At 60.7% G+C, this 12188-nt stretch carries 12 protein-coding genes and 1 pseudogene; 4 read left to right on the forward strand and 9 right to left on the reverse strand.

The features are described 5' to 3' along the window. Positions 1–488: 488 nt before the first annotated feature. The 7 genes from JD971_RS12555 to JD971_RS16635 form a co-directional block, all read right to left on the reverse strand. Positions 489–728, reverse strand: a complete 240-nt coding sequence (locus tag JD971_RS12555) for a hypothetical protein (RefSeq protein WP_202083879.1) — start codon at positions 726–728, stop codon at positions 489–491. 151 nt (positions 729–879) lie between these two features. Beyond that, positions 880–2964, reverse strand: a complete 2085-nt coding sequence (locus JD971_RS12560) for an AAA family ATPase (protein ID WP_202083880.1) — start codon at positions 2962–2964, stop codon at positions 880–882. Then, on the reverse strand, positions 2961–3188 hold the full coding sequence (locus JD971_RS12565) for a hypothetical protein (protein ID WP_202083881.1): 228 nt from the start codon (positions 3186–3188) through the stop codon (positions 2961–2963). Before JD971_RS12565 ends, JD971_RS12560 begins: the two co-directional genes overlap by 4 nt. Continuing rightward, positions 3188–3517: a hypothetical protein gene (locus tag JD971_RS12570; RefSeq protein ID WP_202083883.1), complete on the reverse strand. Its 330-nt coding sequence runs from the start codon at positions 3515–3517 to the stop codon at positions 3188–3190. The genes JD971_RS12565 and JD971_RS12570 overlap by 1 nt, the downstream gene beginning before the upstream one ends. Then, positions 3514–3747, reverse strand: coding sequence for a hypothetical protein (locus JD971_RS12575; protein WP_202083885.1), 234 nt, complete (start codon positions 3745–3747; stop codon positions 3514–3516). The genes JD971_RS12570 and JD971_RS12575 overlap by 4 nt, the downstream gene beginning before the upstream one ends. Then, positions 3744–4043 (reverse strand): hypothetical protein, encoded by a 300-nt coding sequence (locus JD971_RS12580; protein ID WP_202083887.1) that lies wholly within the window; start codon positions 4041–4043, stop codon positions 3744–3746. Before JD971_RS12580 ends, JD971_RS12575 begins: the two co-directional genes overlap by 4 nt. Next, on the reverse strand, positions 4043–4405 hold the full coding sequence (locus tag JD971_RS16635) for a helix-turn-helix domain-containing protein (protein ID WP_236672083.1): 363 nt from the start codon (positions 4403–4405) through the stop codon (positions 4043–4045). Before JD971_RS16635 ends, JD971_RS12580 begins: the two co-directional genes overlap by 1 nt. 39 nt (positions 4406–4444) lie before the next feature. Between JD971_RS16635 and JD971_RS12590 the strand changes: the two genes are divergently transcribed. Beyond that, the gene (locus JD971_RS12590) at positions 4445–4999 is read left to right on the forward strand and encodes a hypothetical protein (RefSeq protein WP_202083889.1); all 555 of its coding nucleotides are present in this window, start codon (positions 4445–4447) and stop codon (positions 4997–4999) included. Continuing rightward, on the forward strand, positions 4986–6125 hold the full coding sequence (locus tag JD971_RS12595; RefSeq protein ID WP_202087654.1) for a site-specific integrase: 1140 nt from the start codon (positions 4986–4988) through the stop codon (positions 6123–6125). The genes JD971_RS12590 and JD971_RS12595 overlap by 14 nt, the downstream gene beginning before the upstream one ends. 233 nt (positions 6126–6358) lie before the next feature. Here the strand turns inward: JD971_RS12595 and JD971_RS12600 are convergent, their stop codons facing one another. Together JD971_RS12600 and JD971_RS12605 are read right to left on the reverse strand one after the other, a co-directional pair. Continuing rightward, a complete protein-coding gene (locus JD971_RS12600) occupies positions 6359–7912 on the reverse strand; it encodes an MFS transporter (protein ID WP_202083891.1) in 1554 nt (517 codons plus the stop codon). Positions 7913–8017: 105 nt separating this feature from the next. Further along, positions 8018–9061 (reverse strand): LacI family DNA-binding transcriptional regulator, encoded by a 1044-nt coding sequence (locus JD971_RS12605; RefSeq protein WP_202083893.1) that lies wholly within the window; start codon positions 9059–9061, stop codon positions 8018–8020. 290 nt (positions 9062–9351) lie between these two features. Between JD971_RS12605 and JD971_RS17200 the strand changes: the two genes are divergently transcribed. Together JD971_RS17200 and JD971_RS12610 are read left to right on the forward strand one after the other, a co-directional pair. Then, positions 9352–9768 (forward strand): TonB-dependent receptor plug domain-containing protein, encoded by a 417-nt coding sequence (locus JD971_RS17200; protein WP_371809646.1) that lies wholly within the window; start codon positions 9352–9354, stop codon positions 9766–9768. A 24-nt stretch (positions 9769–9792) separates the two neighbouring features. Continuing rightward, positions 9793–12135 (forward strand): annotated as a pseudogene (locus JD971_RS12610) (TonB-dependent receptor); the annotation flags it as partial. Positions 12136–12188 lie beyond the last annotated feature (53 nt).

A 12188-nucleotide genomic window follows, 5' to 3' on the forward strand; every position in this document is an offset into this window, starting at 1 on the left:
GGACGGTTCCTGTTAACTGATTACAGGCTCCAGATGGCACAGGCGTTTTGGGAAAAACCCGGTTTACGCCAACTATTTTGCAGCGGCGCGAAGGTGGCGTCGGTATCGTTCCGCCAGTTGCGCTGCCACCGCCTGTAACGTTTGGCGATCGTCGATTTGCCATTGTCGTTCAGGCAAGTGCCGTCCGCCTCGGCATTCCAATCGGCGCACGCGTTCTGCCACGATCAAGCTTGCTGTATCGATTTCTGCATCTCGTGCGAGTGTAGCCACCGGTGTTAGGTGATCAGGGTTTAGCAATTCGATGAGTAGATCCGCCGGGTCGGTGTCGACATAACGAATTGCCTCCGCCGCCACCTCGCGTGCGAGACGCTGCGCTCGCTGCGATACCGACCCTTCGCCGTGGGCTGCCTGGACAACAGCCGCCCGCTCGATGGCTGGCCTCCGGGGGCGAGCCATCGCATAGACGCCAAGCAGGCCGGGTGGCAGTCTCAATGCTGCGTTCCCATTGCCTGCCGCTCCATCGTATCGGTCGCGTCCCGCATCCATTCGACAGCCGCGATCGGATCGCCGTGCAATTTAGTGGCGAGGTTATGGGTGGCGTAAATCGAGGCAATCAGCGCATCGATCGGCGCAACGCCGCGTTCGATAAGCTTTTCGTGAAGCGAGCCGTGCAGTTTCTGCGCCATCTCGATTACAGGCTGGATGCGTTCAAACTCATCATTTGTCATGGGTTAGATCCTTCGGTGCAGGTCAGCCCCTACGGGGCTGCATTGAACTTTTTATTCTGAAACTGCTTTCGGTGAAAATGGTGGGCAGCGAGTGGTCATGGTGGGATGGCCCTCCAAAGTTTTGACCGGGGGGTGCCGTCGATGGATCGTCTCATCTGACGGGGCCTGTTTTGCCCTGAACCTGTGCAGCAGTTTGGGCCGGGCTTTCAGCATTGTCAGCAGGTGCGGCGGGCCTACTGGCCGCGCCTGATTGATACGTAGTATCTATAGGGTGTATTACGCGGTTGATTCCTGCGGGTCTCCGGTCGTTTGCGGAACGTGTTTCCGGAGCGTTTCCGGTTACGTTTCCGGTTTTCCGGAGACCGAATATATCCTTCCCTTCGGCGGTGTCGCGCCAAAGAAATCCACGCTCAATTTCACCTATGCGGAACAGCCGATCCATAGCCGCGACGAGCCGATCTTTCTTCAATCCTTTGGCCTCTGCCATCGTGGCGAAGATCTTCGGAGCATAGTTCGCACCGACCTTTTCAGACACGTGCCGCCGCTCGGAAGTCCGCTGTGCCAAGCAGCGAAGGAAGGCTTCATTCTCGCTGTTGGCTCTCGATACCTCGGCCAGTTCTTTGCGCGTATCGGGGGGCAGATCGCTATCCAGAACATAGGCCCAATCGTGCCAGCGGAAGCGCACCGCTTCGCCTTTGCGGGTGTAATTCGCTTTGCCTACGGTTAGTATGCGAGCGTCAGGATCAGCGATAAATCCTTCGCTGTCCCGTTCGTGGTCGATGGTTATTTGCGATCGAACGGCATTCAGCCAGGCGGTCGAGCCTGAGTAGCTGTCCCCGCTCTTGTTGGGGTGGCCGATTAGAACAATGGCTGCGCCCGTCTCACCGGCCAAGCGGTTCAGCAGGTTCACGAACTGCGTTACCTCACCGCGGTCGTTCTCGTTGCCCGTGAATAGGTGCGCCACGTTGTCCAGAAAAACGAGCTTGCTGCCGGTTGTCCCGATCATCTTTACCAAGCGGTGATAGGTAGGCGTAGGGCGCAGTATCCCGTCCTGCCCGAACGTCGATAAGGCATTATCCAGTTCGCCGCGAAGGCTTATCAGATGCAGCCGATCGGCAAGGCTGTCCATTGGAAGCTCCAACGCTGCGCAGATATGTTCCTGCCGCCAATGGAGTTCTTCCGGCGGGTCTTCGCAGGTTAGATAGATTGTTGCGCAGGGCTGAACCGTGAGGCCAAGGCAGGAGATACCGCCGGCGGCTGCCGTTGCGAATTGCTGTCCGCTAAGGCTTTTGCCTGCGCTGCCCACACCGGTGTAAAGAGTAACCTCCCCTGCCGGCGCAGCGTGCTCGATGGCAAAGGCTTTTTTGTGAGCCCGTTTACCCGCCAGGTCGATCAGGTCGAGTGTGTGAAAAGGCTGGCCCGCGTCCGTTGCCTTGTCGACCAGCTTGCGCAGATCCTCTGACGTTCCGGTCCAATCAAGAATGTCGCCTTTCGAGGGCAGGCCCGGCAGTTCGATGATATGGGCGGTGCCCTCAGCCAGTTCGATCGCCTCTTTGGCATCTGCAGCCTGCTTAACGCCCGTCGCGTCATTATCGGGCAGGATGTAGACCGTTCGGCCCTTCACATAGGCGCTGAACTCGAAACCCTTCCAATCCTTGTGCGAGGTTGCAAGCAAGCCCCAGCTGGCCAGCTTGTCCGCCTTGGCCTCGCCCTCCGCCATGTAGATCGGCATATCGCGGTTGGCCGTGACAAGATCGGGAAGGCGGTAGGGAACGCGATCCTCACCTTGCCCAAGCTGCCACCCCCCGTTGTCATCGGGGCGATCGAACTTGAAAATCTTCTCACGGCCATCATCGCCAGGTTCGATACGGTGTTTGCGATAGGCGATGGCCCCGCCGCTGGTTTTGAAGTTGAATGTCGCGACGATTCGCTGCCCCTTGCGTAGGGGCACAGCATGGTCGCGCGCAGCCTCAGCTTTCGCGATCGGCGGGTGCCATGGGATATTATCGTTCTTCGAAAGCCGCTCCTGCAGGAAACCATCGGCGCGCAAGCGGTCTTTCTCGGCAAGCGGGTCGGCACCATTGAAGCAATGGACAAGGCACCCGTCGGGGGCGCTGGGTTCGACCTTGATAGCTACACCCCGGTCCCTGGCACTATGCCCGATGGCAGGAATGAGAGCCTGCCCACCGGTCACTGTGCCGCCATAGTGGCGAGCGATTGCACGAAGGTCAGTCATGCCGCGGCCCTCCGCTTGCAATCACGATGGATCAGTATGGGCAGGCCCCGGCGGATGGCGGGCTGCATCAAAGCCTCCATGACTAAAGCCACCGAACCGGATTCCGTGCGGTCAGGACCGTTGAAACCCGCTCCGACAAACCGGCCAATGAAACCGTCACCATGGGGTGACGGCTCAATTAGCCATGCGCGGCAGGGGAGGTTCGGAAACTCAATCACCATCATCAGCGATCCTCCCCACCGGGATCGCTGAACGGACAACCGGGTCCACGATCGAAGCTGTGACCATATCCGCGGGGGTCGTCTTCGGTTGCTACGTCCCCGCCAGCGTCGGAGATTGCACAGCCCGGTCCATGCTCGGTGCTAACGGTGACACGCGGCGAAAACATGAAATCGTCTTCAAGGTCCGTCGCGTCTTCAAGGTCAGGGTCGCCGTCGATCTCGTCCAGCTCATCGATCGCGCGTTGCAGCATGCTGTCGATGACGGATCGGGGTGCATGATCTATGCCAAGCATATAGGACAGCGTGGGCGGCAGTTTGATCTGGTCGATCATGGTTGCACCCCCTTCGCTGCCTTGTGAGCGGCGACGAACGTCTGATCGAGTTCGCCCAGCTTCAGCAACACGTTATGGCAGAGCACACCAATCGCCGAGAAAGCGTCGGACTCCCGCTCGTCTATCGCTTCCGAACCGCACAGAATTTCGGTGGTATGTTCGATGCGTTTGAGGTCGATAGACAATTCTTCGAATGCCAGGACGGCATCCCATAGGTTGAGGTCGCTCATAGTGACGCCTCCGTCTCGTCTTGGAGGGGCCAGCGGTTTACCATGCGAAGCCCGCCAGCGTAGCCGCGCGCCTGCTTGTAGGTGGCGTAGGTCTCCGGGGTGTGCGCCGGGTGTTCCGGCTCCACGGTGACCTGAAACATGCCGCCAATGTCACGAATGACGACGCGGTGCCGGGGATCGGTGAATGCGGAAAGCACTGGCTTTTTCGCGCGGGTGGCGGTAGCTTCTTTGGCGTTGGTCTCAAACAACACTTTCGAAGCCCCTGCGCCGCTGGCGTGGGGGTTTTTCGTTTCCATCACACGCCCTCCGAACTGAAAGCGCGCTCCAGCTCGCTCTTTCGGAAATACAGCTTCCGCCCTTTGCGGATGCAGGGGAGGAGTCCCTTTTCCGCCATGTGATAAACTGCGCGGGGGGTTTCCCCGATATAATCAGCTGCCGCCTTGGCGCCACCTAGAAGATCATTTGAAAGCATTTGAATAGACTCCTGCAATTCCGTAGTGTCACACGTTGAAACGTTGCTATGCAATGTTTCACAGGTAATCCGTAACGGATCTTTAACCGCTACGCAATACAGCTTTGCAAACTTTCTTAGGAGACCGTCTTGCTCGGTGTCGATCTTCCCTTCGCTGAAATGGCTAAGATACTTGCGGCTATTCATGAAATTGATTCATCGAAAATCACCGCCTTTCATTCGAGAATGAAAAACCTGCATCGGTTAGGATTTCCAAACGAGCTTAAAACCGTAAAGGGAAGGCCCACGATTTACTCGCCGTATCAGCAACTTGAAATGGGCTTAGCGGTCGAAATGATTGAACTCGGTTTGCCGCCCGAGAAAATAGTTTCGCTTTGTCGTAAAAATCAAATGGCTATAGCGGCCGCTGGTGCCTTTGCAGCCCGCTCTTTGCTTGAATTCAAAAATGGATTTCAGGACGGGGAGGGTCAGAATCCGCGAAGCTATTTCATTCTGTTTGACCCGAATGCACTAGCAGACATGAAGAATAATAACTTCGATGTAGATATGGAGCTCTTTATATATGCAGACGAGAAGACCATCGCAAAACACGTTGTCACCAATACGACTGGCGGAAGCTCGCGACTTTCGGCAGTAAACATCACAAGTTTTCTGGATCTGCTAGCCCCGACTTATGCAAAATATCCCGGCGAATTTCGTAGGTATCTGGAAGCAATCAACGAAAAATCGCAAGAGATTTGCGATGTAGAGCTCAGAAAGCTTGAAGATGGCGATTCGTAAGCGCCAGTGGACGACACCGAAGGGCGAGGCGAAACAAGCTTGGCTGGTCGATTATCGCGACACTGCCGGGAAGCGCCGGTTTAAGCAATTCACTCGCAAGAAAGAGGCTGAGGCGTGGTTCACGCAAGCGGGCTGGGAAGTCTCAAAGGGCGTCCATACCGCTGACAGCCAGAGCGTGACGGTCGCCGCCGCTGCCGACCTTTGGATTGCGAAGGCAGAAGGCGAATGCAGGGAGCGCGGGACAGTCCAACAATACCGGCAGCTCGCAAACCTCCATATCGTGCCGCTATTGGGTCTCGAACGGCTTTCCCGGCTATCTCAGCCGCGCGTGGAAGCTTACCGGGACGAACTGTTGAAAACGCGCTCGAAGGCAATGGCGGGCAAGGCCGTGCGTGCATTGTCCAGCATACTGAATGAAGCGCAGCGGCGAGGGCTGGTTGCGCAGAACGTCGCGCGCGAGGTCAAAGTCATTCGGTCTTCGCGCGAAAAGGTAAAGATCACGATCCCGACGCGTGATGAACTGAAAGCATTGCTCAATCATGCGGATGATGATTTCCGCCCGCTCGTGATGACTGCTGTTTTCACAGGTTTGCGCGCATCCGAATTGCGGGGGTTGCGCTGGTCGGACTTGGACCTGAAAGCAGGCTCTATCACCGTAACGCAGCGCGCCGATAAGTTCGGCCAGATAGGTGCGCCCAAGTCAGAGGCGGGCCACCGGACAGTTCCAATACCGCCCGCGCTTGTTACCGAACTGAAGGCATGGAAGCTGCGATCCCCGAAAGGTGATATGGGTTTGACGTTCCCCAATACGCGCGGCGGGGTGCAGAATTATGAGCATATGCTTCGTCGCAAGTTCTTCCCCCTTCAAATCGCTGCCGGGGTTTGCGACGTGTCTGGATCGAACGACGAGGGCGAACCTATCTTGAAGGCCCGCTACGGCTTTCATGCCCTGCGCCATGCCGCCGCGAGCGCATGGATAAAGCAGCGCATCGACTTGAAGCGCTTGCAGGTCTGGATGGGCCATTCGTCAATTCAGATTACGCTCGACACCTATGGTCATCTCCTGGCCGACGCCTCCGGCGATGCAGCCTTGATCGCTGCAACAGAGGCTGAGTTGCTTGGCTAGATGCAACATGGATGGAACACGAGGCAGGAAAGCCCTGCATTTTGGCGACCTATCGTAAGCTTCCTAATCTGGGGGCCATGGGTTCGAATCCCGTCGGGCGCACCAGCTTTTGCTTACTCCCTGCCATCAGGCGACGCCTGCTCGTAATCCTCCGCGCTTACGGGGGGGCTCCGTTCCGCCGGTTGGCCGATCTTTTACCTTTTGACGCGACCGACCTCCGCCTTCGCCCGTCGTCAGGCCGCGTGTGGATGGCGGTTGCCCCCATCGCCGGGCACCGCGCTTTTGACGCGCAGCATGGAAAGCGCCGCCACGCCCAACGCACCTGCTGCAAAAAGCATGGTCCAGATCGGTTCACCGGGGAACAGCGTGTTCATTATCGTGCCCATGACCGTCGCCACCAGCAATTGCGGGACGACGATGAAAATATTGAACAATCCCATGTAGATGCCGAGCTTCGCCTGCGGAAGGTTGGATGCAAGAATGGCGTAGGGCATGGCAAGAATACTGGCCCAGGCAATGCCGATGCCGATTTCCGCCAGAAGAAGCACGCCCGCATCGCGAATCAGAAAGAACGCCAGGAATCCCGCAGAGCCGAGCAGCAGGCAGATCATGTGCGTCATGACCTGTCCGAACCGGCGGCTCATCCAAGGGAGCAGGGTCAGGGCGGCGACCGCGGCCACGCCGTTGTAGAGCGTGAAGAGCACGTTTACCCAGTTTGCCCCCTCGTTATAGGCGGCGCTGGCCGGATCGGTGCTGCCAAAGACATATTGCGTGACGACGGGCGTGGTGTTGATCCACATGATGAAAAGCGCGGACCAGCTGAAGAATTGCGCGAGGGCGAGGCGCTTCATGACATCCGGCATTCCCGCAAAATCGCCCACGATGCTGGACAGCATGTTGGCCGTGCGGCCCCGCCGGATGAGCGCGATCGCGATCGCGCTCAGAATGCCATACGCGGCGAGGAGCGCGCCTAGCAGCAGCGTCTCCTTGCCCAGATCGAGGGCGCTCACCACGAACAATACGATCACGCCCGCCACGATCCAGAGAGCCGCGCCCCCATAGGATTTCCGGGCGAGCGCGCCGACCTGCTCGCCCGTGTCGATCCCGGCGGGGGCGCTTGCGAAACCGGCCTGCTCCTCGGGGCTGTATTCCCGGGTGGTGAGGGTGGTCCACAGCACGGCGAGGACGAGCGCCGCCGCACCGAACCAGAAGCTCAGCCGGACCGTATCGGGGAGCATCCCCGGCGCGGCGACGTTCGATATGCCGAACTGTTCGAGCAGCCAGGGAAAGATCGATCCGACCACCGCGCCCGCGCCGATGAAGGCGGTCTGCACCGAATAGCCCGCGCTATGCTGATCCGTGCGCAGCATGTCGCCGACGAAAGCGCGAAACGGCTCCATCGAGATGTTGAGCGACGCGTCGAGCACCCACAGCATGCCCGCCGCGAACAGAAGCGGCGCGCCAAAGCCGGGGCTCAGCGGCATGAGCAGCAGGGCGATGGCGGCAAACAACGCCCCGGTCAGGAAATAGGGGCGACGACGACCGAGCCGGTTCCACGTCCGGTCCGACAGATGGCCGATGATCGGTTGCACGATCAGCCCGGTGAGCGGCGCCGCGATCCAGAGCGCGGGCAGCGCATCCATGCTCGCGCCCAATGTCTGGAAAACGCGGCTCATATTCGCGTTCTGCAGCGCAAAGCCAATCTGAATCCCGAAAAAGCCGAAGCTGATATTGAACAGGCCCCAGAAACTCTGACGCGGTTTTTCGGTGCGGGTGGCGCTCGTCATCGGCAATATCCTCATCCGTGTCCGGCAGGTCTTCATGCCCACGCGCAACGCCCCATCGCTCGCACGAAGCGGCAATGGCAACAAGGCTGCATACGAATGTGAGGGTCAGGCCGCGCGGTGCCCGCTCGACCCCCGGACGACGAGCCGGGCGGGAAGCTTGCGCGGGGGCAGGTCGCGCCCCTCGATCTGCGCGAGCAGGGCTTCGACGAGTGCGCGGCCGGCACCCGAAATATCCTGCATCATGGTGGTGAGCGGCGGCGTGGTGAGGGAGGCCGCCGGAATATCGTCGAAGCCGACCACAGCGACCGCCTCCGGCACCGCGATATTCGCCTCGGCCAGTGCGCGCATCGCGCCGATCGCGATCAGGTCGCTGGCCGCGAAGATCGCGTCAAAGGCATGCCCGCTCGCGATGAGAGCGCGCGTGGCGGCATGGCCCGCCTCCTCGGTGGTGATCGCATCGAATTGCAGCGACGGTTCGCACGCGATGTCCCGTGCGCGCAGGGCGTTGCAAAAGCCGCGATAGCGCCCTTCGAATTCGGGATAATGTTCGTCCGCATGACCGAGAAAGGCGATGCGTCGCCGGCCCTTCGCCATCAGATGTTCGGCCGCCAGTTGCCCCGCAGCCTGATTGTCGGTCCCCACGGTCAATCCGCTCGCATCGCTCGACACCGAACCCCAGCGCGCGAAATGCGTGCCCTGCCGCTCCAGCTGATCGAGCCGTTCGCGATAGAGCGTGTAATCGCCATAGCCCAGCAGGATCAGCCCGTCGGCGCGGTGGCTGTCCTGATACCGCACGTGCCAGTCGTCCTCCATCCTCTGAAACGAGATGAGGAGGTCCAGCCCGCGATCGGCGCAGGCACGGGTGATGGACCCCAGCATCGCGAGAAAGAACGGATTGATCATGCTTTCATCGGGGGTGGGATCCTCGAAAAAGAGCAGCGCGATGGTGTTGGAGCGTTGCGAACGCAGCGAGCTCGCATTCTTGTCGACGGTATAGTTGAGTTCTGCGGCGATCGCCTCGATCCGGGCGCGGGTCTGCGCGCTCACCGACTTGTCCCCGCGCAGCGCCCGGCTGACGGTGGGCTGTGACACGCCCGCGCGATAGGCGATGTCGAAACTCGTCGGCCTGCCGCTCGGCGCGCGTCCCAAAACCGTTCTCCCCCGCGCCTCCAAAGCGCCTTGTTCCCAATGGCAAAACGCTACTCCGTCCGTGCGGGCTTGGCAATGTGGCGGCGGGCGGTGCGGGCGCCTGCCCCGTCCGCCTCTCCGCAAACGGCCCGTCGAGGAGCCACATACGTATGCTGTCTTCCGCATGGGGCAGGACGCGGCGTATCGGTCATGGCCATGGCGGTGAACCGGAAAACCGGACCCATCCGCCGGATTGAGGCAACACGACAATTGGACGGCCAACGTGGCCAGTTCCGGAGAGGGCATAACCGATGGCATTTCGCGAGGCGCTTCGCAGCGGCATCAGCATTTCCGCAATCACCGCCACCCTGGCCTTTGCCGGGGGCGCGATGCCGGGCACGGCATTCGCGCAGACGACGCAGCCCGCAACGCCCGAGGTCACGGACGAAGCCCGCCCCGTCACCGATCCCGACAAGACCGGGGACAATGTGATCGTCGTCACCGGTTTTCGTGCCAGCCTCGAAACCGCGGTCGCGGAAAAGAAACTCTCCGACCAGATCGTGGAATCGATCACGGCGGAGGACATTGGCAAGCTTCCGGATGCGTCGATCGGCGAATCGATCGCGCGTCTTCCCGGCCTTGCGGCACAAAGGCTGAACGGCCGCGCCAATGTCGTGGCGATCCGCGGTTTCGGCCCGGATTTCTCGCAAACGCTGCTCAACGGCTAGGAACAGACCACGACGAGCGACAACCGCTCGGTCGAACTGGACCAGTATCCGTCCGAGATCGTCAACCAGGTCGTCGTCTACAAATCGCCGACCGCGAGCCTTGTCGGTCAGGGTCTGGTCGGGACGATCGACATCCGTACCATTCGCCCGCTCGAAACCGGAAAGCAGATCATCGCCATCGGTGCGCGCGGATCGTGGGCCGACATCGGTGCGCTCAACGCCGGGTCGAAGGAGCTGGGCTACCGCGTCAACGGAACCTTCGTGGATCAGTTCGCGGACGATACGCTCGGTGTCTCGGTCGCGGCATCCTATGTGGACGAGCCTTATCAGATCCAGGAATTCAATGCCTGGGGCTATGCCGGGACGCAGGTGAATGGTGAGGATGCGGCGGTCATCGGCGGGTCGAAATCCTATGTGACCTCGACCCGGCTCAAGCGCCTCGGCATCAACGGCACGGTGCAGTGGCAGCCCGTGCCCGAACTCACGCTTACGCTCGATGCGTTCTACTCGAACTTCGACGATGACCAGACCAAGCGCGGCATCGAGCTTCCGCTTGCCTTCGGTGCGCCGACGCGCTTCGATCCGGCTGGTTTCACGGTCGAGGACGGGCTCGTCACATCGGGGCAGTTCAACAATGTCCGCGGCGTGATCCGCAACGACATTTTTCAGCGCAAGGCCGATCTTTACTCTGGCGGTTTCAACGCCCTTTGGGATGACGAAAACGGGTTCAGCGCGTTCTTCGACTTCGGCTATTCGCGCACCGACCGTAACGAGTTGAGCCTCGAAAGCTATTCGGGGACGGGGTTCAACGGTCCGGCCACCGGACGCGGTTCGGCGGCGAAGATCACCTTTGCCTCCGGCGATACGGGAACCGTGTTCAATCCCTCGCTCGATTACAGCGACCCCGACCGCATTTTCCTGACCGACCCGCTCGGCTGGGGCGGGGGCGTCGTGCCGCAGGCCGGCTACTCCAACAATCGCATCATCGAAGACGAATTGTTCCAGTTCCGCGGCGAGGTGAAGAAGGAGTTCGACGCCGGCTTCCTGAAGAGCGTGCAGCTCGGCGCGAACTATACCAAGCGGGAAAAGGGCCTGACCCCGGACGAAGCGTTCGTGCGTCTTCCGGGCGGGGCGACCGAGGTGGCGATCCCCTCGCAATTCCTGCTGCGTGCGACCGATCTCACCTATCTCGGGCTCGGTCCCATCGTGAGCTACGATCCGCGCGACCTCATTGCCGCGGGCGTCCTCGCGCTCGAACCGCGGGTCACGACCGGGCCGAATGCCGCCAATGACGTGCTCAGCAAGAGCTACACCGTCAACGAGGATCTCGTGACCCTCTACGCGCAGGCCAATATCGAGCAGGCGCTGGATATCGGCATCCTGACCGGCAATGTCGGCGTGCAGGGCATCAACACGAAGCAGGAATCGACCGGCTTCATCTTCCCGGCGAGCGGACCGCAGATCACGACGCGGGGGGCCGATTACTGGGACGTGTTGCCGAGCGCGAACCTCTCGCTCCGGCTCGACAGCGACTGGGTGGTCCGCGTCGCCGCCGCGCGTGAGATCATGCGCCCCCGGCTCGACGACATGCGCCTCTCGATCGCCTATGGCATCGACAATTCGGTGCCGGGCGGGCTGATCCGCGGCAATGGCGGCAATCCGTCCCTGCGCCCCTATCGCGCCAATGCGGTCGATTTCAACGTCGAGAAATATTTCGGGACCGGCGGCGTCGTCGCGCTTCAGCTGTTCTACAAGGACATCGAAAGCTACGTCTTCAACGGGCGTTTCGCGTTCGATTATTCGGACTTCCCGCCGCCCACGGGGATCGAGGCCTATCCCGGCCTGTCGACCGACGGCACGCTGGAGGCGCCGACCAACACGGGCGGGGGCGATCTCTATGGTGCGGAACTCGCCGTCACGCTGCCCTTCGACACGCTGTCCGACACGTTGCGCGGGTTCGGCGTCACCGGCGGCGCAAGCTATACGAAAACCGGGATCGAGGATGCGGACGGGAACGAGACGCTCATCCCCGGCTATTCCAAATGGGTGGTGAACGGCACGGCCTATTTCGAGCGGGCGGGCTTCAACACCCGGCTCAGCGCGCGGTATCGTTCGGAGTTTCTCGGCGATTTCACCGGATTTGGCGGTTCGCCCGTGCGCCGCACCGCGAAGGCCGAGACGATCATCGACGGACAGATCGGCTATGATTTTCAGCCCGGCAGCACGTTCGAGGGGCTCTCCCTCTACCTCCAGGGTCAGAACCTCACCGATCAGCCGTTCGTGTCCACCGGGGCGCAGTCCAACCAGGTCGTCGATTATCAGCTTTACGGGCGCCGCTTCCTCGCCGGCTTCACCTACAAGTTCTGATGCAGGCCGGTGGGGGCGCAGCGATCATCGCAACGCGCGCTCCCCCGCCGGCC

Origin of the sequence: Croceicoccus sp. YJ47 (genome assembly GCF_016745095.1) — a bacterium.
Lineage (GTDB): Bacteria > Pseudomonadota > Alphaproteobacteria > Sphingomonadales > Sphingomonadaceae > Croceicoccus.